This is a genomic window from Martinezella miluonensis, from assembly GCF_900094545.1.
GTDB lineage: Bacteria > Pseudomonadota > Alphaproteobacteria > Rhizobiales > Rhizobiaceae > Rhizobium > Rhizobium miluonense.
In genome coordinates, this window is sequence record NZ_FMAH01000040.1 from 40,008 (window position 1) to 59,897 (window position 19,890).

Consider the following 19,890-nt stretch of genomic DNA (forward strand, 5'->3'; position numbering starts at 1 on the left):
CTTGCGCTTCGCGGCCATTGCGGATGTTCATGGCAATCATCTGGCGCTCGAGGCGGTGCTTGAGGATATTCGAAGCCAAGGTATCAGCGATATCGTCAATCTCGGTGATTGCTTCAGCGGGCCGCTGACCGCCGGAAGGACCGCCGATCTGCTTCTGGCCCTGGATGCGTTGACGGTGCGCGGCAATCACGACCGATATCTGATTGAACAGACGCCGGGGACGATGCATGTTTCCGACAAGGCCGCTTATGCTGAACTGTCCGAACGTCATCTCGACTGGCTGCGCAGCCTGCCTTTCAGTGCCGTCTACAGAAACGAAGCCTATCTTTGCCACGCGACACCGGCAGCAGATAACGTCTATTGGCTGGAATCCGTCTCTGCTGACGGTCACGTTTATCAGAAGCCGCTCGAGGAAATCGAAGCGCTTGCCGCCGGCATCGATTTTCCGCTGATTCTGTGCGGACACACGCATATTCCACGTATCGTCAGGCTTTCCGATGGACGTCTTATCGTCAATCCCGGCAGTGTCGGCTGCCCCGCCTATGACGACGACCTGCCTCATTATCACAAGGTCGAAGCCGGCCATCCCTTTGCCTCCTATGTCATTCTGGAAAAGAAGGCCGATCATTGGCTGCCGATCTTCCGGCAGGTCGCTTATGACCACATGGCGATGGCGAGGCTCGCGGCGCAGAATAGCCGCGCCGAATTGGCGAGCGGTCTGGCGACGGGCTGGTTGCGCTAGAGATCGGCTAGGATCGACCGATCCACCGTCTTGATATCCCGCTTGCCGCAGAGCGCCATCGAGATATCGAGCTCCTTGCGGATGATCTCCAGCGCCAGCGTCACGCCTTCCTTACCCATGGCGCCCAGACCATAGAGGAAGGGGCGGCCGATGAAGGTGCCCTTGGCGCCGAGGGCTACGGCCTTGAGCACATCCTGACCGGAGCGGATACCGCCATCCATATGGACCTCGATCCTGTCACCGACGGCATCGACGATGTCAGGCAGCATGCTGACGGAGGAGAGGGCACCGTCGAGCTGCCGGCCGCCATGGTTGGAGACGATGATGGCATCGGCGCCGGTATCGACGGCCGCCTTCGCATCCTCGACATCGAGAATGCCCTTGATGATGAGCGGGCCACCCCATTGCTCCTTGATCCAGCGGACATCGTTCCAGGAGAGCTTGGTGTCGAACTGCGAATGCGTCCAGTGCGCCAGCGTCGTCATGTCGGAAATATCCTTGGCATGGCCGATGATATTCCCGAAGGAGTGGCGTTTGGTCTTCAGCATGTTCATGCACCAGCCCGGCCGCGTCGCCATCTGCCAGAGGTTCTTGACCGTCATTTTCGGCGGCGCAGAAAGCCCGTTGCGGATGTCGTTATGGCGCTGACCGAGGATCTGTAGGTCGGCCGTCAGCACGAGCGCCGAGCATTTCGCCGCCTTCGCTCGTTGGATCAGGTTCAGGACGAAATCGCGATCCCTCATGACGTAGAGCTGGAACCAGAAGGGTTGTTTCGTGACCGAAGCGATGTCCTCGATCGAGCAGATGCTCATGGTCGACAGAGTGAAGGGAATGCCGAATTCCTCCGCAGCCCGGGCTGCCAGCATCTCGCCATCGGCATGCTGCATGCCGGTAAGGCCCGTCGGAGCCAGCGCCACCGGCATGGAGGCCTTCTGGCCGACCATTGTGGTTGCGAGCGACCGGTCGGACATGTCGACGAGGACGCGCTGACGCAGCTTGATCTTGGCGAAATCCGCCTCGTTCGCCCGGTAGGTCGATTCCGTCCATGAGCCGGAATCGGCATATTGGAAGAACATTTTCGGCACGCGCCGCTCGGCAAGCGTCTTCAGTTCGGCGATGGTAAGCGGCGCGGTCATGGTTCTCTGCCTTCTGGATGGTTACATGATGGCGGGTTCGGATTGCCTTATTGCAGGGTCGATTTCATCGGCTTTCCGGCGACGTAGGTTTCGACGACGGCGCGGTCGTCGCCCATGGTCTGCAACAGGAACAGCTCCTCGGTGAGGCTCTTCGTCACCTCCATCTTCAGCGCCATGGCCGGTGTCGCGGCGGCATTGAGGACGATGAGGTCGGCTTCGGTGCCGGTGTCGAGCGTGCCGATCTTGTCGACGAGGGAGAGTGATTCCGCATTGCCGCGCGTCATATAATAATAGCTTTCGAGTGGATTCAGGCGCTCGCCGAGCAGCTGCTGGATCTTGTAGGCTTCGTCCATGGTACGCAGCATGGAATAGCTGGAGCCGCCGCCGATATCGGTGGCGACGCCGATGCGGACGGGTTTTTCGCGGCGTGCCAGTGCCTTTAGCGGGAAGAGGCCGGAGCCGAGAAACAGGTTCGAGGTCGGGCAATGTACCGCGACCGCGCCGGCCTCGCTCATGGCATCGGCTTCGCGCTCGGAGAGATGGATCGCATGGCCGAACAGGCTCTTGGGCCCAAGCAACCCGTAGCGCGCATAAATATCGGTATAGTCGATCGCTTCCGGGTAGAGTTCGCAGGTGAAGGCGATCTCGTCGTGGTTCTCCGAAAGATGCGTCTGAATATGCAGATCCGGGAATTCTCGGGCGAGGGCTGCAGTCGCCTCCATCTGCGCCGGCGTGGAGGTGATGGCGAAACGCGGCGTGATGGCCACATGGTTGCGGCCTTTGCCGTGCCAGTCGGCGATCACCTGACGGGTCTCGTCATAGCCCATCTCTGGCGTGTCGAGCAGGCCTTGCGGAGCATTGCGGTCCATCATCACCTTGCCGCCGACCATGCGCATGTTACGCCGCATGGCTTCGGCAAAATAGGCGTCAGCGGAGGTCTTGTGCACCGAGCAGTAGGCGACGGCCGTCGTGGTGCCGTGGCGGATCATCTCGTCGTAAAAATGCGTGGCGATACGCTCCGCATGCGCGCTTTCGACAAAGCGGCATTCCTCGGGGAAGGTATAAGTGTTCAGCCATTCCAGCAGGTTGGCGGCATAGGAGGCGATCACCTGCATCTGCGGGAAATGCAGGTGCATGTCGATGAAGCCCGGCAGGATGAGATGCGGGCGGTGATCGATTTCGGTGGCGTCGTCCGGCGCCTGCGCCTTGATATCAGTGTAGGGACCGGTCGCGGCGATCACGCCGTCTTCGATCAGCAGACCGCCATCGCTTTCGTAAGCGTAGCTGTCCGTATCATCGAGGCTTTGCGGCAGGCGCTTGAAGGAAAGCAGGCGGCCGCGCAGAAGAGTGGTCATTGGCTTTTTTCTCCGATGGAGCTTTCGAACCAGGCGACCAGCAATTTGCGCTCCTCGGGCGTCACATCGGTAACGTTGCCCGGAGGCATGGCATGGCTGCGCCCGGCCTGGATATAGATCTCCCGGGCATGCATAGCGATTTCTTCGTCATTTTCCAGCCTGACATCCTTCGGCGGGCGGACAATTCCCTCATAGACGGGTTCTGCCGCGTGGCACATGGAACAGCGCGTCGAGATCATCTGCTTGACGGCCGGGAAATGCGGGTCTGAGGCGAATTGCTGGAAAGCCGGCGAGACGGCGTTGGCTTCCTTTTCGCCGGTCAGCACTTTCGGAACGGTCGAGAGCCACACGATGACGATGAAGAGGACGAGCGTGACGATCCAGGTCCAGGTCGGACGTCCCTGGCGGGCATGCGTCGTGTTGAACCAGTGGCGGATGGTAACGCCCATCAGGAATACCAGCGCTGCGATGACCCAGTTGTAGGCCGTGCCGAAAGCCAGGGGGTAGTGGTTCGACAACATGAAGAAGATGACGGGCAGCGTCAGGTAGTTGTTGTGCAGCGAACGCTGCTTGGCGATGCGGCCGTATTTCGGGTCCGGCGTGCGGCCGGCGATGAGATCGGCGACAACGATCTTCTGATTCGGGATGATGATCATGAAGACGTTGGCCGACATGATCGTCGCGGTAAACGCGCCGAGATGCAGAAAGGCTGCGCGGCCGGTGAAAAGATGAGTGTATCCCCAGGCCATGAAGACCAGAATGGCATAGAGCACGATCATCAGGCCCCAGGTATTGTTGCCGAGCGGCGATTTGCAGAGCAGGTCGTAGATGATCCAGCCGACGGCGAGCGACGCCAGCGAAATCAGGATCGCGACGGGCACGCCGACATCGAGCACGTGCCGATCGATGAGGAAGAGATTGGCACCGCCATAGTAGACGATGCACATCATCAGGAAGCCGGAAAGCCAGGTGAAATAGCTCTCATATTTGAACCAGGTCAGATGCTCGGGCATCTGCGCGGGGGCGACGAGATATTTCTGGATATGATAGAAGCCGCCGCCGTGAACCTGCCATTCCTCGCCATGGGCCCCGGGCGGAAGATGCGGCCGCTTCACGAGCCCGAGATCGAGCGCGATGAAATAGAAGGAAGAGCCGATCCACGCTATGGCGGTTATGACGTGGAACCAACGGACGGCAAAAGCCAGCCATTCCCACGCTATGGCGTATTCATACATTCCGTTCCCCTTTTCCCTTCTTCGACTCGGCACTTTGCAAAATGTTGGGGTCGGATGGAAGGAGAGAGTTTGATGCGCCGACTGAAAGCTACGATCTTGTCGGGCGTCGGGAGCGCATTAAATCAGGTTATAGCAGTTTTTACTAAAATTCCCTCGGCTGCTTGGAGCGGGCCGTGTCCGCGGCAGCGTCTATTTTTTCGACGGAGAATTGCCCATGCGTGGTATTCTGGCGCTCGTCTTTCTTCTTTTCGCAGCCTCTGCCATGGCGCACGACGCGCCTTCCGGCTGGTCCTATGATCCCTATTGTTGCAACGGCGATGGTGAGAGCGGGGATTGCGAGATGATCCCCTCGCGCACGGTCACCATCATCCCTGGCGGCTATCGGCTAACGATAAATCCCGGCGATCATCATAGCGTGACGCGTGAGCACATCTTCACCCTGCCGCAGAAGAAAGCGATGCACTCGCCGGATGGCGCCTATCATCTCTGTCTGTTTCCGGATGAGAATACGCCGCGCTGCTTCTATGCGCCTGACATGTCCGAGTGAGCTCTGGAGCGGTTCAGCTCGTCATCGATCTCTGAACCGCTCTATCTCCTTGTTTTTACGCATTCCGGACGGAAAACCGCTGCGCACTTTTACTGGATTTGCGTTAGTCGAGCGGCATGCCGAATTCGCCGAGGATCCAATCCCTGAACGCGCGGATGCGTGGTGTGTGACGCCGGTTTTCCGGATAGGCGATCCAATAATCGGAGCCGTCGGTCGAGAGCAGATCGAAGGGCTGGATCAGCCGACCGGAGGCCAAGTCATCTGCGTAGAATTCCGGGGTTAGCACGGCGGCGCCCTGGCCCGCTATGGCGGCGCTCGCTTCGAAGGATTGTGCGCCAAGCCGGCTGCGCGGTCTTCCCTGAAGGCCGGGATCCGGCACACCGGCCTCCTGGAACCATTGGACCCACCATGGATCGCCTGCATCGATGATGCGCAGCTTGAGGAGGTCGGCCGGCTCGTGCACGCCGCCGATCGTCGCTGCCAGGGCCGGACTGAGCATGGGTGTGAAACGCATCTTCATCAGCAGGTGCGCTCGCAATCCAGGCCATGTTCCGCGCCCTGCGCGGATGGCGATGTCGGACGGTTCCCGCGCGAAATCGATGATCGATCCCGAAGTGGCAAGACGAACGGCGATCTTGGGGTGTTTGAGCTGAAAGGTGCCGATATGGCGAGCCAGCCACTGGGACGCGAATGTGGGGGTGGAGTGTATGTGCAGTGTGGTCTCGGCGTCCCCGCTGATCGAGGCCATGGCGTCCTGCAGCATGGCAAAGGCTTCGGCCACTTTCGGTGCCAGCTGTTCTCCCGCCTCCGTCAATAGTATCTGCCGCGGACGGCGCAAGAAAAGCGGCTCGCCCGTTGTCTCCTCCAGCAGTTTGATCTGATAGCTGACCGCCGTCTGTGTCATGCCGAGTTCTTCTCCGGCCCGCGTAAAGCTGCCGAGCCGGGCGGCGGCTTCGAAGACGCGGAGCGCATTCAGGGGGAAGCGTTTGGACAGCTTCATGGATAAGCTCTCTTTATGCGAATAGACGATACTTCAATTGGAATTTCAGCATTTTTCACGCCAAACTGCAATTCATATCGCTGGTTTAATTGAGGTGTTGCCATGGATTGCTATGTCGTGGAACAGGTGGAAGTAGCCCGATCCACGGTTCTGGCACGGGTTCTGGAATCGTTGATGCAGGTCCTTGCGAAGCGTGCCGAGCCATCACCGAATCTGGATCTTGAGGAGATGCCGGATCGGGTGAAGCGCGATCTCGGCTTTCTTGACGGGCGCGAGCCGCACTATCAGGATGATCGGCTTCGATAGGCGGCGAGCGCCGTCAGGAGTTCGGCGGCAGTCATGACGGCGATGACTTCCGGGCTCTTGTCTGTGTTGCCGATCCGTCAATCGGAAGTGTCAGACGTTTGAGCCATTCTTTCTCGCCGCCCCAGGCCTTCGCGTGGGAAGTTTTTGAATGGCGGGGGCTATGAGTTAGGACCCTTGAAATGAGTGGAGAGTGCATACCCCCTCCGTTACTCCGTAACGGAGGGGGTATGCACCATCAACGCGATTTCCCATTGTGACTTCCAACTTTCTGCATGCCAGCATTTTGGCACAGAAGGCATCATATCCCCTTGAGCCGCTCGACCGCCATCAGCACCCGCTCCGGCGTTGCCGGCGCATCGAGGCGAGGGCAGACGCGGTAATCCGCGACGCTGGCGACTGCCATCGATAGCGCTTCGAGCACCGAGATGCTGAGCATGAAGGGCGGCTCGCCGACGGCCTTCGAGCGGCCGATGGTGGCTTCCGTGTTTTCAGACCACTCAGCCAGGCGGACGTTGAAGATCTTTGGCCGGTCGGAAGCGAGGGGGATCTTGTAGGTGGAAGGCGCATGCGTGCGGAGGCGCCCCTTGGCATCCCACCAGAGTTCCTCGGTCGTCAGCCAGCCCATGCCCTGCACGAAGGCGCCTTCGACCTGCCCGATATCGATCGCCGGATTGAGGGAGCGGCCGACATCGTGGAGGATGTCTGTGCGGTCGATCAAATATTCGCCGGTCAATGTATCGATCGACACTTCCGAGCAGGCGGCACCATAGGAGAAGTAATAGAAGGGCGTGCCGCGACCGGCCTTGCGATCCCAATGGATCTTCGGCGTCTTGTAAAAGCCGGCGGCCGAAAGCTGGACACGGGCGAAATAGGCCTGTTTGACGAAATCCGGGAAGAGGATCTCCGTTTCACCGACCCGCACCCGATTGGGGAGGAATTGCACCTCCTCGGCGCCAACGCCCCATTTCTCGACGGCGAAGGCGACGAGCCGTTCCTTGATTTGCCGAGCGGCATCGAAGGCGGCCATGCCGTTCAGGTCGGAGCCGGACGAAGCGGCCGTCGCCGATGTATTCGGCACCTTGCCGGTCGTGGTGGCGGTGATCTTCACCTGGTCGATATCGACCTGGAAACTGTCGGCAAGAACCTGTGCCACCTTGGTATAGAGGCCCTGGCCCATTTCGGTGCCGCCATGGTTCAGGTGGATGGAGCCGTCCTGATAGATATGCACCAATGCGCCGGCCTGGTTGAAGGCGGTCATGGTGAAGGAGATGCCGAATTTCACCGGCGTCAGCGCAATCCCCTTACGGATGAAACGGCTGGAGCGGTTGAACTCGATGATGGCGTTGCGCCGCACCTGATAGTCGGATGACGTTTGCAGCTCATCGACGATGCGATTGATGATGTTGTCGGTGACTTCCTGATGATAGGGCGTCAGCGTCCGGCCGGAGCCGGGCTGGCCGTAGAAATTGGCGCGACGCACCTCCAGCGGGTCCTTGCCGAGCGCATAGGCGATCTCTTCGATCATGCGCTCGCCGCCGACCATGCCTTGCGGGCCGCCGAAGCCGCGGAAGGCGGTGTTGGAGACGGTATGCGTCTTCAGCGGCTTGGAAACCAGATGCACATGCGGGTAGAAATAGCTGGAATCCGCATGGAACAACGCGCGATCGGTGACCGGGCCGGACAGATCGGATGAGAAGCCGCAGCGAGCGGCATAGGTCGCATCGACCGCGTGGATGCGGCCGTCATCGTCGAAGCCGACTTCGTAATCCACCAGAAAGTCGTGCCGCTTGCCCGTTGCGCTCATGTCCTCGTCGCGGTCAGGCCGGAATTTTACGGCGCAGCCAAGCTTCTTGGCGGCGACGGCGGCCAGCGCCGCAAACTGGTTGCCCTGCGTTTCCTTGCCGCCGAAGCCGCCGCCCATGCGGCGCACATTGACTGTCACAGCGTTGGACGGGATGCCGAGGACATGGCCGACGATATGCTGAATTTCGCTCGGATGCTGCGTCGAAGACCAGACGGCAACTTCGTCGTCTTCGCCGGGAATCGCCACAGCGATGTGGCTTTCGAGGTAGAAATGCTCCTGGCCGCCGATGCGCATCTGCGCCTTGATGCGATGCTTGGCGTTCGCCATCTCGGTTTCCGGCTCGCCGCGCTTCAGTGTCATCGGCTCGTAGACGAGCGGTGCACCATTGGCGAGTGCGCCGTCGATATCGCTCCAATGCGGCAGGTCGCGATACTCTACCTTAGCAAGGCGCGCAGCCCGCCGGGCGGCATCTCTGGTCTCGGCGATAACAGCGAAAATCGGCTGCCCATGAAACTCGACTTTAGTTTCCGCAAGCAGCGGTTCGTCATGCATGCCGTTGGAGCTGGTGTCGTTGACGCCGGGAATATCGGCGCCGGTGAACACCCAGACGACGCCCGGATAGGCTTTGACGGCCGAGAGGTCGAAGCCGGCGATTTCGGCATGGGCGCGGTCGGAAAGACCGAGAGCGCCGTGCAGCAGCCCGGCAGGCTCGGGAATATCGTCGATGTAATCGGCGGCTCCGGTCACATGCTTGTGTGCGGAATCATGGCGCAGCGAGCCATGTATCGACCCGTTGATGACGACCTTGGGTTCTTCGAAAGTGGATTTGTCCATGGCTCAGGCCTCCGCGGTCGCGAAGCGCTTCAATTCCTGCGGCGCACCGGCCGTCTCAAGGTAGAAGCGGATGAGAAGGTTCTTGGCGGTCAATTGCCGATAGTCGGCCGAGGCGCGCCAGTCGGTCAGCGGCGTGTAGTCGTTGTCGAAGGCGTCGCGCGCAGCGGTGACGGCCGCCTCCGTCCACGGCTTGCCGATCAGTTCTGCCTCGACGCTGCGGGCGCGCTTCGGCGTGCCGGCCATGCCGCCGAAGGCGATGCGGATATCGGCCACATTGCGGGCTGCATCCAGCGACAGATAGAAAGCGCCGCAGGCGGCCGAAATATCCTCGTCGCGGCGCTTGGAGATCTTGTAAACGGCGAAATGCGCATCTTCCGCCGGGTACGGCACGAAGATGCCCTCCACGAACTCGCCGGGATTGCGGTCCTGCTTGCCGTAATCGATGAAGAAATCTTCCAGCGGCAGGCCGCGCGTGCCCGCCGTCGAACGAAGCTTGACCGTTGCGCCAAGCGCGATCAGTGGCGGCGGTGTGTCGCCGATCGGCGAACCGTTGGCGATATTGCCGCCGATGGTGCCCATATTGCGCACCTGCTCGCCGCCAATGCGGTTGATGAGGTTGGCGAGGGCCGGGATCTTTTCTGCGATCACAGCAAAGGCGCGGCTGTAGGTAACGCCGGCGCCGATGCTCAGCCCGTTCGCTTCCACCGTGATCTTCTGCAGATCGGTCAGGTGGTTGATGAAGACGGCCGGATTGAGCCGGTGCATCTGTTTCGTGACCCAGAGCCCGACATCGGTCGAGCCGGCGACAACGGTTGCCTTCGGTTCGTCGGCGAGCACCTGTGCCAGCGCCGAGACGGAACCGGGCACGATGAGGCGATCTTCGCCCTCGGTAATCTCGATGGTATCGCCGCCCTGCATCGCCCACAAGCGGGCGATGATATCGGCTCTCGTCCTCTCCAGCGGGTCGAAGAGCGCGCTTGGCCGCTTCTGGCTGACCTGCTCGGCCGCCTTGATGATCGGCTCATAGCCGGTGCATCGACAGAGATTGCCCTGGAGCGACTTTTCGATTTGCGCGCGGCTCGGCTTTTCCGTGGTGAGCCAGAGGCCATAAAGCGACATGACGAAGCCCGGCGTGCAGAAGCCGCATTGCGAGCCGTGGCAATCGACCATGGCCTGCTGTACCGGATGAAGGGTGCCGTTCTTGGCGGCAAGATGCTCGACGGTGACGACATGCGTTGCATGCAGCGAGCCGACGAAGCGGATGCAGGCATTGACCGACTCATAGTGAAGCCCGCCATCGATCAGCCGGCCAACGAGTACGGTACAGGCGCCGCAATCGCCTTCCGCGCATCCCTCCTTGGTTCCAGTCAGGCGCCGCTTGAGGCGCAGGAAGTCGAGCAGCGTCTCGGTGGGGCGCAGGCTAGATAGCGTGATATCCTCGCCGTTGAGGATAAAGCGGATGCTGTCGCTCATGTCGTTCCCGTTTATTCTTCGTTTGTCAGGGCCGGAGGTGCTGGCACGAATCCGGCCCTAACCGTATATGGTTATTCTGCGGTCCAGCCACCGTCAATCGAGACGTGTGTCCCGGTCACCTGGCGTGCCTCGTCGCTTGCAAGGTAGAGCGACAGGGCGCCGATCTCCTCGGCCTTGACGAATTCATGCGTGGGCTGGGCCTTGAGGATGACCTCGTTCTTGACCTGCTCCTCGGTCATGCCGCGGGCCTTTGCCGTGTCCGGGATCTGCTTTTCGACAAGCGGGGTCAGGACGTAGCCTGGGCAAATGGCATTTACCGTGACGCCGAATTCGGCAAGCTCGAGCGCTGCCGTCTTGGTCAGGCCCAATATACCATGTTTTGCGGCGACATAGGCGGATTTGAAGGGGGAGGCGACAAGGCCATGCGCCGAAGCGATGTTGATGATGCGGCCGTACTTCTTCGCCTTCATCAGCGGAATTGCCGCTCGAATGGTATGGAAGGAACTGGACAGATTGATCGCGATGATCTGGTCCCACTTTTCGATCGGGAAATCCTCGATCTTCTCAACATGCTGGATACCGGCATTGTTGACGAGAACATCGACGCTGCCGAAGGTGGAGTTGGCCGTCGCGATCAGATCAGCAATCTCGGCAGGCTTGGTCATGTCGGCCGGATGATAGATCGCCTTGCCGCCGCCCGAGGCTTCCAGCCTGTTCTTGATCGCGTCAATTTCCTCGGGCTTTCCGAAGCCGTTGATGACGACGTTATCACCCTTAGCGGCGAAGGCCGCCGCGATCGCGAGGCCGATACCGCTCGTGGAACCGGTGACGACAACTGTTCTTGCCATGATCCTCTCCTTGGACAGCGCAGCTTCCTGCTGCAATGCAAAAGCGTTTGAACCTAGTCCCAAACCCGCGAACATGGCAATCGTATCGCCGTCAGGTTCTTTCGCGATGCTGCCGACCGCCATGGCATAAGTGGGAAAGCGGGTTTCTGCGAAAAATTTCGTTTTGCTTTCTTTTCACATTCGTTTTGCTCGCGTATCTGTTGATCTCAAGAAAACAGGGAGGAATGCATGAGCGGTTATGTCTTGGCGATCGACCAGGGGACGACGTCGACGCGGGCCATCGTTTTCGACGGCAAGATGAAAGTTGCCGGTGTCGGACAGAAAGAGTTCACCCAACATTATCCGAAGCCGGGCTGGGTCGAACATGACCCGGAGGAGATCTGGTCATCCGTCCTCGTCACCGTTCGCAAGGCCATCGAAGCCGCCGGCATTACCGCCAAGGATATCGCCGCGCTCGGGATCACCAATCAGCGCGAGACTGTCGTCGTCTGGGATCGCGAGACGGGCAAGCCGATTCATAACGCCATCGTCTGGCAGGATCGCCGTACGGCAAGCTATTGCGAAAAGCTCAAGCGACAGGATCTGGAAAAGCTCTTCACCCGCCGTACCGGCCTGCTGCTCGATCCCTATTTCTCCGGAACGAAACTTTCCTGGCTGCTGTCCAATGTTAGGGGTGCGCGCGCCCGCGCTTCCAAGGGCGAGCTCTGCTTCGGCACGATCGACACCTTCCTGATCTGGCGTCTGACGGGGGGCAAGAACTTCGTCACCGATGCGACCAATGCCTCGCGGACGCTGATGTATAATATCGGCGCCAACGAATGGGACGACGAGCTGCTGGATATTCTGCGCGTTCCTTCGACGATGCTGCCCGAGGTGAAGGATTGTGCTGCCGATTTCGGCGTAACTGATCCCTCGCTCTTCGATGCCGAAATCCCCATCCTCGGCGTCGCCGGCGATCAGCAGGCGGCGACGATCGGCCAGGCTTGTTTCGAGCGGGGCATGATGAAATCCACCTATGGCACCGGTTGCTTTGCGCTGCTCAATACCGGCGCGGATATGGTGCGCTCGAAAAACCGGCTGCTGACCACCATCGCCTACAGGCTGAACGGCGAGACGACTTATGCGCTCGAAGGTTCCATCTTCATTGCAGGCGCCGCCGTCCAATGGCTGCGCGATGGTCTGAGGGCCATCCAGCGTGCTTCCGATTCCGGCGAATTGGCGGCCAAGGCCGATCCGCTGCAGGAAGTCTATCTCGTACCGGCCTTTACCGGTCTCGGGGCGCCTTATTGGGATCCGGATGCGCGCGGCGCGATCTTCGGGCTTACCCGCAACAGCGGCCCGGAGGAGATCGTCCGGGCGGCGCTGGAAGCCGTCTGCTACCAGTCTCGGGATCTTCTGGACGCCATGCACAAGGATTGGCGCAGCGGCAGCGGCCAGAATACGGTGCTGCGCGTCGATGGCGGCATGGTCGCCTCCGATTGGACGATGCAGCGGCTGGCCGATCTGCTGGATGCGCCGGTGGACCGTCCGACGATCCTGGAAACCACGGCACTCGGCGCCGCATGGCTCGCAGGCAGCCGTGCCGGTGTGTGGCCGGACCGTGAAGGTTTCGCCAAGGCTTGGGCGCGCGATCGCCGGTTTGAACCGAACATGGACGACAAGACCCGAAACACGAAGCTGAAGGGTTGGAAAAACGCCGTGAAGCGCACATTGACTGCCGGGTAGGGGTGGCGAGGTGTTTTTCTGGCTGCTTCCGCCAAGCCGGTCATTTTCAACGATAATTTTTTGACGGGACCTGTCGGTACGGGTGATACTCCTTCGTCTTTACTGGAGAAGGAAGTCCTCATGCTCTACGCAATCCTATGCTACAACGACGAAGACGCCGTATTTGCCTGGTCCAAGGAGCAGGAAGAGACGACGATGGCGCGGCTGATTGCCGTGCAGGCGCCGCTGGCCGAGGCAGGCAAGCTTGGGCCGGTGGCGCGCCTGATGCCGACGACGGCCGCGACGACACTGCGCAAGGCCAAGAACGAGCCGATCGTCATCGACGGTCCTTTCGCCGAGACCAAAGAGCAATTGCTGGGCTTCTACGTCGTCGATTTCGAGACCCTCGATGATGCGCTTGAATTCTCGAAGGAACTGGCTGTGGCCAATCCGGGCGTCGGTTCCTACGAGATCCGTCCGCTTTACGCATTCAGACCGGGGACGATTGCGACATGACGGACCTTGCCTGGATCGACATCGCGCTCACCAATGCCCGGCCGCAGGTGCTGGGTGCGCTGCTGCGCTATTTCCGCAATCTCGATACCGCAGAGGAAGCCTTTCAGGAGGCTTGCCTCCGGGCGTTGAAGACCTGGCCCGACAAGGGGCCGCCACGCGATCCGATTGCCTGGCTGATCTTCGTCGGCCGCAATAGCGGTATCGATACGGTGCGCAAGCAGGCGAAATTGCGGAGCCTGCCGGACGAGGAGGCGATCTCCGACACGGGCGATGCCGAGAGCGATCTTGCCGAGCGGCTGGATGGCTCGGGCTATCGCGACGACATTCTCCGGCTGCTGTTCATCTGCTGCCATCCGGATCTGCCGGCGACTCAACAGATTGCGCTGGCGCTGCGCATCGTCTCCGGCCTTTCCGTGCAGCAGATTGCTCGGGCATTTCTGGTGAGCGACAGCGCGATGGAGCAACGTATTACCCGGGCGAAGGCGCGCGTGGCCGCCGCCGGCGTTGCTTTCGAGACGCCGGGCGCGGTCGAGCGAAGCGAGCGGCTGGCGCTCGTCAGCGCGATGATCTACCTGATCTACAATGAAGGCTATTCGGCCGGCGGAACGCATCGCGAGGCCGCCGCCTTTGCCGACGAGGCAATCCGACTTGGCCGGCTGTTGCTGCGGATCTTTCCCTCTGAGCCGGAGACCATGGCGCTGCTGGCGCTGATGCTGCTGCAGCAATCGCGCAAGGCGGCGCGGTTCGATGCGGATGGGCAGATCATCCTTTTGGAAGAGCAGGATCGCTCGCTCTGGGACCGAACCTCAGTCGACGAGGCGCTTGCCCTGCTCGACAAGGCGATCCGTCATCGTCGCCCAGGGCCATACCAGGTGCAGGCGGCGATCGCGGCGCTGCATTCGCGAGCGAAGCGTGCCGCAGACACCGACTGGGAAGAGATCGACCTTCTTTATCAGACGCTGGAAAGGCTGACGCCGTCTCCGGTCGTCACGCTCAACCGCGCAGTTGCTCTTTCCAAGCTGAAGGGGCCGGAGGCGGCTCTGGCGCTGATTGCGCCCCTGGAAGCGCAGCTCGACAGCTATTTCTATTTTCATGGCGTATCGGGTGGCCTGCTCGCGCAGCTCGGCCGCTCGCAGGAGGCGCGCGTCGCCTTTGACAGGGCGATTGCTCTTGCGCGCTCGCCAGCCGAAGCTGCTCATATCCGCCATCAGCTCGATCGTCTGAGCGCGGACGCCCTTGCTGCTGCAAAATAATCGAAAAATTTGTACCTGCGCTGTCTGAAAGCGGCGGTCCCGAACGTCGTTAGAGTATAGGCGGCGCAGGCCGCGTCAAATTGCAAAGAGGAACAGGAGCATGACTGAGCAGACCCAACGCCGCGAACTCTCGTTCTCCCGTGTCATCGACGCACCGCGTGAAAAGATCTTCCGCTGCTGGACGGAGGAAGAGCTGCTGAAGCAGTGGTTTGCTCCGCTGCCATGGACGGTGTCGGCTGCCAAGATCGATGTTCGCGCCGGCGGCTCAAGCTCCATTACCATGCGCAGCCCTGAAGGCGAGGAATATCCAGGCAATGGCGTCTATTTGGAAGTGATTCCCAACGAACGGATCGTTTTCACCGATGCCTTCGCCAGCGCCTGGGTGCCGTCGGCAAAGCCCTTCATGGTGGTGACGACCCAGCTCGACGATCTCGGCAGCGGCAAGACCCGCTATACGGCAACCGTCCTGCATTGGGCGGCTGAGGATCGCGAGGTGCACGAGAAAATGGGCTTTCATCGGGGGTGGGCCCAGGGCGCCGAGCAGCTTGCCGCATTGGCGGCGAAGATCTGAATTTCCGATTCAATTCCAGGGGATACGGACATGTCTTATGCAGTCGATTCATCTACCTCGTCCGTCACACGAGCTCAGCGCGTGGCCGGTATGATCCTCAGCGGGCTGATCATCGCCTTTCTTTTCCTTGATGGCGCGATCAAGCTCGTTCCGCTTCCTGTCGTCACGGAGACGATGGCGGGGCTCGGCTATTCCGCCGATCCGGCGCTTGCGCGGCTTCTCGGCGTCATCACGCTCGGCTGCGCCATTCTCTATGCCATCCCGAGGACGTCGGTCCTCGGCGCGATCCTGCTGACGGGTCTTCTCGGTGGCGCAATCGCCACTCATCTGCGCGTCGGCAGTCCGATCTTTTCGCATCTGCTGTTCGGCGTCTATGTCGGCGTGATGGCCTGGGGAGGACTTTATCTTCGTTATGAAGCGGTTCGCAGAATGATTCCGTTTTCTGATCGAAGCTTTTGATTTCGGATTCGATTTGCTAACGCTCTATCCCTTTAGAAAAGAGAGGGCGAGCCATGCCGCAAGTGATCATCGCGCCTGTCAGGCAATCGGATGCGGACGAACTGATCGCCGCCAATATCGCGAGCAGCACCCATCATGTGCCGTGGGCTCATCCTTTTCTTGATCGGGCCGGCTTCGACGCATGGTTCGGTCAGACGGTGACGGGGCCGAACATCGGTCTGGTGGCGCGAGATCCCGGTTCCGGCGGCATTGTCGGCGTCGTCAATATCAGCCAGATGGTTTGGGGCGGTTTCCGCAGCGCCTTTCTCGGCTATCACGGCATGGTGGGCTTTGCCGGTCGGGGCTTCATGACGGAGGCGGTTCGCCTGGCCGTGGCTCATGCGTTCGATGCCGTTGGCCTGCACCGGCTTGAGGCCAATATTCAGCCCGGCAATCATCCTTCGATAGCGCTGGTCAAGCGGCTGGGTTTCCGCAAGGAAGGGTTCTCGCCGAAATATCTGAAGATCGGCGGGGACTGGTGCGATCACGAGCGCTGGGCATTGCTGTCGGACGATCCGCGCCTTTGATCCGACTTCGAAAGGCGAAAGTCCGGCCGATCGGTCAGAAAGGCATTGACTGCGTAGGGTGAAGAGGCGAAAGCCAGATCTTAACCTCTTGCCGACCCATTGCCGAGAGCGCGAGCCTGCCGGAAGCCGTAAATGATCGTCTCGACTGAAGAAGAACTGACCAAGCTGAAAGATATCGGCCGTATCTGCGCCAACGCGCTGCAGGCCATGGCGGCGGCACTTGAGCCGGGCATCACCACGCTGGAGCTCGATGCGATCGGCCGCAAGGTGCTGGAGGATGCCGGCGCGCAGTCGGCGCCGGAGCTGGTCTACAAGTTTCCCGGCGCCACCTGCATCAGCGTCAACGAGGAAGTGGCCCACGGAATTCCCGGCCCGCGCATCATCCGGGCGGGGGATCTGGTCAATCTCGACGTATCAGCCGAGAAGGACGGATTCTTTTCCGATACCGGCGCATCCTTTACCGTGCCGCCGGTCAAGCCGAAGATCGAACGCCTCTGCCGGGACGGCAAGCGGGCGCTCTGGGTCGGTCTCAATCAGGTGCGCAGTGGTGCGCCGTTTGCGAAGATCGGGCAGGCCGTCGGCGCCTTCGCGCAGAAGAACCGCTATACGCTGATCGCCAATCTCGCTAGCCACGGCATCGGCCGCTCCCTGCATGAAGAGCCCGGCGAAGTTTCTACCTGCGCGGACCCTTCCGAGACCCGGATCATGGAAGACGGCCTGGTTTTCACCGTCGAGCCGTTTCTGTCGCTCGGCGCGACCTGGGCAGAGGGTGGCGACGATGCATGGACGCTCTATGCCGATCCGCAGGCGCCTACGGTTCAATACGAACACACGATCGTTACCACCCGCAACGGGCCGGTCATCCTGACATTGCCGGACAATTGACGTTCCGGCTTAATCGCCAGATTTCTACTCTTCGCCGTTTTTCGGTTCACCGCGGATGATGTCGGCGGCAGCGCGCTCGAGGATTGCCGCGATGCGTGCACCTTCGGCCTTGCTCCAGGGGAATTTCGAGCGAAGTGCCGAGCGCAGCAGGTGGCGCGCGCGATGCACGTCGCCGGCGCCATGGCGATCGAACGGGCTGTCGCGGCCATCGCCTTCATCGCCGCCGAAAACCTCGCGGACGCGGGCCATCTTTTCGCCGATCGCCGTGAGCTTGGCGAATGTCGCTTCCACCAGATCACGGTTGTCGTCGACACGTTTCTGGCCGCTTTCGGTGATGCGGTAGAGCTTCTTCGTGCCGCTCACCTCGACTTCGGCCTGCCCCGTTTCTTCGAGATAGGTGAGGGCGGGGTAGATGACGCCCGGGCTCGGCACATAGAAGCCGCCGGAGCGCTCCTCAAAAGTCTTGATCAGTTCATAGCCGTGGCGCGGCTGCTCTGAGAGCAGGGCAAGGATGATGAGCTGCAGGTCGGCTGCGTCGAACTTGCGGCCGGTACGAAACCCGCCGCCGAACATGCCGCCCTTGAAGCCTCTCATGAAGTCTCTCCTCTGCTCGCCGTGCGATTCACGGCCTCGGCCATGTCGTAGGATATATGCCTCGACGATGTCAAAGCTATCTCCGAACATGCGATCTCTGAAACCTCTCATTTCGTTTCTCCTTGTGAGGTGCGAGGGTTTGTATCGTTAGTCATGTCGTAAGATATATATCGTAAGATAGCTTTCTGCAAGAGGGGCGATTTCCGGAAGGAGATGGTTGAGGAGAGCGGCGCTCAGAGAAGGATGAATTCACTCAATGAGTGAAGATTTGATCCTGAACAACTGCATCACGATCGCGGGATAAGCGATTACATCTACGTAAGAATAGCTCTCTGCCGGTTGCCGCTCCTGGCGAACTGTCTTAGGTTCCCCGGGTACTGATGTCATTGCGGTTCCGCTCAGAACCCGATCAAGGAAGCTTACCTGCCGTGTTCCACTCCTTCTTCCCTCAGCCCAAATTGTTCTTCATCTCGATGGCGGTCTGGACGCTTGCCTGCATCGCAGCCTGGTATTCGTTCTTTTCCGGCTTGGGAACTCAGTTAGGCTTCGTCATGCCGGGGGAGGGAAAGGAGCCGTACGACCTCAGCTATTTCCTACTCTGGGGAAATCTCTGGTTTTACGGGTTCTTCCTTGTCTGTATCCTCGTCTTCTGCAGCGCATGGCACATTCGTGCCTGGAACCATCCCTGGAAAATCTGGTCGCTCTGGGGTTCGGCGCTCATCATCCTGGTCACCTATTTCGGTGTTCAGGTAAGCGTGGTCATCAATAATTTTCGCCGTCCGTTTGGTGATCTATTGCAGGCCGCGCTGACGAAGCAGCCGGGGGTGACGACCGAAAGTTTCTATTCGCTGATGATCATCTTCGCGCAGATTGCGTTCCTCAGCATGTTCGTCTCGATCCTGACGGATTTCTTTACGAGCCACTACATCTTCCGCTGGCGCACGGCGATGAACGACTTCTACATGTCGAAGTGGGAGAGACTGCGTCACATCGAGGGTGCCTCGCAGCGTGTTCAGGAAGATACGATGCGCCTTTCCAGCGTGCTGGAAGGCCTGGGTATCAGCCTGATCAATTCCGTGATGACCTTGATCGTGTTCCTGCCGATCCTGCTGGCGCTTTCGACCTACGTCACCGAATTGCCGATCATCGGCAAAATTCCTCACTCGCTCTTCTGGCTGGCGCTCTTCTGGTCGATTTTCGGCACCGTCCTGCTTGCTGTCGCCGGGATCAAGCTGCCGGGGCTCAACTTCAAGAACCAGCGTGTCGAAGCCGCCTATCGCAAGGAACTCGTCTATGGCGAGGATCATGAAGAGCGTGCGCAGCCGGCAACGGTCAAGGAGCTGTTCGCCAATGTGCGGCGCAACTATTTCCGCATCTATTTCCACTACGTCTATTTCAACGTCGCCCGGTATTTCTATCTGCAGGCCGATACGATGTTCGTCCTGTTCATGCTGGTGCCGACCTTCGTCGCGGGCGTGATCACATACGGCATCTATCAGCAGATCGCCACCGCGTTCGGGCAGGTTAGCAACTCCTTCCAGTATCTCGTCAATTCCTGGACGACGATCATCGAGCTTCTGTCGATCCACAAGCGCCTGAAGACATTCGAGGCGGCGATCGACAATGTGCCGCTGCCATCGATCGATCAGCGCTATCTGGAGCGCGAAGCGGGCGTGATCCAAGCCGACGGCTGACGAAAAAAAGGCTCCGGAAACGGAGCCTCAGACCGCTGACAAACCCCGTCATTTTTTGGCGGGGTTTTATTTTGTGTTGAGTTTCGAGGTTGACTGGATGTTTTGAACGGGCCGTTCAGATTCCCTCTGCTTATGCGGGGCTCGGTTGGCTGGCCTTGGTGAGGGCCATTGCGATCTTCTTGATGTTCTGGGCGGCTGCGGCCATCAGGCACTGGCATTGGACCCGGATGAGACTTCGGAACCGCGCGTAGCGATGACCATGCAACTGTTTGGCGTCGGCAAACGAGCGCTCGACCGTCTCTTTCCGTCGTTTGTAGATGGCCTTGCCCCAGGGCTTGAGCCGGTTGGCATCGGTACGCTCGCGGGCA

The 19,890-nt window shown here is 60.1% G+C and carries 20 protein-coding genes and 1 pseudogene; 11 read left to right on the plus strand and 10 right to left on the minus strand.

Going from position 1 to position 19,890, the window contains the following annotated elements; genetic code table 11:
- Position 1 precedes the first annotated feature (1 nt).
- Positions 2–742, plus strand: a complete 741-nt coding sequence (locus GA0061102_RS25500; RefSeq protein WP_092854386.1) for a metallophosphoesterase family protein — start codon at positions 2–4, stop codon at positions 740–742.
- On the opposite strand, the gene GA0061102_RS25505 is transcribed toward GA0061102_RS25500, so the two are convergent.
- The 3 genes from GA0061102_RS25505 to GA0061102_RS25515 are packed head-to-tail and all read right to left on the minus strand — an operon-like array spanning position 739 to position 4,468.
- On the minus strand, positions 739–1,878 hold the full coding sequence (locus tag GA0061102_RS25505; protein WP_092854388.1) for an alpha-hydroxy acid oxidase: 1,140 nt from the start codon (positions 1,876–1,878) through the stop codon (positions 739–741). The two genes, GA0061102_RS25500 and GA0061102_RS25505, sit on opposite strands and share 4 nt — an antisense overlap.
- A 47-nt stretch (positions 1,879–1,925) precedes the next feature.
- Positions 1,926–3,233 (minus strand): guanine deaminase, encoded by a 1,308-nt coding sequence (gene guaD / locus GA0061102_RS25510; RefSeq protein ID WP_092854390.1) that lies wholly within the window; start codon positions 3,231–3,233, stop codon positions 1,926–1,928.
- Entirely contained in the window at positions 3,230–4,468 is a 1,239-nt protein-coding gene (locus GA0061102_RS25515; protein ID WP_092854392.1) for a urate hydroxylase PuuD, read from the minus strand. Before GA0061102_RS25515 ends, guaD begins: the two co-directional genes overlap by 4 nt.
- 214 nt (positions 4,469–4,682) lie before the next feature.
- Here GA0061102_RS25515 and GA0061102_RS25520 point away from each other — a divergent pair, with 214 nt between their 5' ends.
- The gene (locus GA0061102_RS25520; RefSeq protein WP_092854394.1) at positions 4,683–5,015 is read left to right on the plus strand and encodes a hypothetical protein; all 333 of its coding nucleotides are present in this window, start codon (positions 4,683–4,685) and stop codon (positions 5,013–5,015) included.
- Positions 5,016–5,118: 103 nt separating this feature from the next.
- On the opposite strand, the gene GA0061102_RS25525 is transcribed toward GA0061102_RS25520, so the two are convergent.
- Positions 5,119–6,015, minus strand: a complete 897-nt coding sequence (locus GA0061102_RS25525) for a LysR substrate-binding domain-containing protein (RefSeq protein ID WP_092854396.1) — start codon at positions 6,013–6,015, stop codon at positions 5,119–5,121.
- A gap of 102 nt (positions 6,016–6,117) precedes the next feature.
- On the opposite strand from GA0061102_RS25525, the gene GA0061102_RS25530 reads away from it, so the two are divergent.
- On the plus strand, positions 6,118–6,321 hold the full coding sequence (locus tag GA0061102_RS25530; protein WP_092854398.1) for a hypothetical protein: 204 nt from the start codon (positions 6,118–6,120) through the stop codon (positions 6,319–6,321).
- On the opposite strand, the pseudogene GA0061102_RS32715 reads toward GA0061102_RS25530, so the two are convergent.
- The 4 genes and pseudogenes from GA0061102_RS32715 to GA0061102_RS25545 all read right to left on the minus strand — a co-directional run.
- Positions 6,300–6,442: pseudogene (locus GA0061102_RS32715) on the minus strand (xanthine dehydrogenase accessory protein XdhC); the annotation flags it as partial. The gene GA0061102_RS25530 and the pseudogene GA0061102_RS32715 sit on opposite strands and share 22 nt — an antisense overlap.
- 177 nt (positions 6,443–6,619) lie before the next feature.
- The gene (xdhB, locus tag GA0061102_RS25535) at positions 6,620–8,959 is read right to left on the minus strand and encodes a xanthine dehydrogenase molybdopterin binding subunit (RefSeq protein WP_092854400.1); all 2,340 of its coding nucleotides are present in this window, start codon (positions 8,957–8,959) and stop codon (positions 6,620–6,622) included.
- 3 nt (positions 8,960–8,962) lie between these two features.
- Positions 8,963–10,432 carry a xanthine dehydrogenase small subunit gene (gene xdhA / locus GA0061102_RS25540; protein WP_092854402.1) on the minus strand — a complete coding sequence of 490 codons (1,470 nt, stop codon included), beginning with the start codon at positions 10,430–10,432 and terminating at the stop codon, positions 8,963–8,965.
- Between the two features lie 71 nt (positions 10,433–10,503).
- Entirely contained in the window at positions 10,504–11,280 is a 777-nt protein-coding gene (locus GA0061102_RS25545; protein WP_092854428.1) for a 3-hydroxybutyrate dehydrogenase, read from the minus strand.
- Positions 11,281–11,508: 228 nt separating this feature from the next.
- Here GA0061102_RS25545 and glpK point away from each other — a divergent pair, with 228 nt between their 5' ends.
- From glpK to map, 7 genes are all read left to right on the plus strand, one after another.
- The gene (gene glpK / locus GA0061102_RS25550) at positions 11,509–13,005 is read left to right on the plus strand and encodes a glycerol kinase GlpK (RefSeq protein ID WP_092854404.1); all 1,497 of its coding nucleotides are present in this window, start codon (positions 11,509–11,511) and stop codon (positions 13,003–13,005) included.
- A 120-nt stretch (positions 13,006–13,125) separates the two neighbouring features.
- A complete protein-coding gene (locus GA0061102_RS25555) occupies positions 13,126–13,500 on the plus strand; it encodes a YciI family protein (RefSeq protein ID WP_092854406.1) in 375 nt (124 codons plus the stop codon).
- Positions 13,497–14,753, plus strand: a complete 1,257-nt coding sequence (locus tag GA0061102_RS25560; protein ID WP_092854408.1) for an RNA polymerase sigma factor — start codon at positions 13,497–13,499, stop codon at positions 14,751–14,753. Before GA0061102_RS25555 ends, GA0061102_RS25560 begins: the two co-directional genes overlap by 4 nt.
- A gap of 100 nt (positions 14,754–14,853) precedes the next feature.
- Positions 14,854–15,324, plus strand: a complete 471-nt coding sequence (locus tag GA0061102_RS25565; protein ID WP_092854410.1) for an SRPBCC family protein — start codon at positions 14,854–14,856, stop codon at positions 15,322–15,324.
- Between the two features lie 30 nt (positions 15,325–15,354).
- Positions 15,355–15,783 carry a DoxX family protein gene (locus tag GA0061102_RS25570; protein ID WP_092854412.1) on the plus strand — a complete coding sequence of 143 codons (429 nt, stop codon included), beginning with the start codon at positions 15,355–15,357 and terminating at the stop codon, positions 15,781–15,783.
- A gap of 53 nt (positions 15,784–15,836) precedes the next feature.
- On the plus strand, positions 15,837–16,349 hold the full coding sequence (locus tag GA0061102_RS25575) for a GNAT family N-acetyltransferase (protein ID WP_092854414.1): 513 nt from the start codon (positions 15,837–15,839) through the stop codon (positions 16,347–16,349).
- A gap of 132 nt (positions 16,350–16,481) precedes the next feature.
- Positions 16,482–17,234: a type I methionyl aminopeptidase gene (gene map, locus GA0061102_RS25580; RefSeq protein ID WP_092854416.1), complete on the plus strand. Its 753-nt coding sequence runs from the start codon at positions 16,482–16,484 to the stop codon at positions 17,232–17,234.
- 24 nt (positions 17,235–17,258) lie between these two features.
- Here the strand turns inward: map and GA0061102_RS25585 are convergent, their stop codons facing one another.
- Entirely contained in the window at positions 17,259–17,828 is a 570-nt protein-coding gene (locus tag GA0061102_RS25585) for a PadR family transcriptional regulator (RefSeq protein ID WP_092854418.1), read from the minus strand.
- 428 nt (positions 17,829–18,256) lie between these two features.
- Between GA0061102_RS25585 and sbmA the strand changes: the two genes are divergently transcribed.
- Entirely contained in the window at positions 18,257–19,522 is a 1,266-nt protein-coding gene (gene sbmA, locus GA0061102_RS25590) for a peptide antibiotic transporter SbmA (RefSeq protein WP_092854420.1), read from the plus strand.
- Between the two features lie 130 nt (positions 19,523–19,652).
- Here the strand turns inward: sbmA and GA0061102_RS25595 are convergent.
- On the minus strand, positions 19,653–19,890 hold a 238-nt coding region (locus tag GA0061102_RS25595), incomplete at its 5' end, for a transposase (RefSeq protein WP_208858657.1).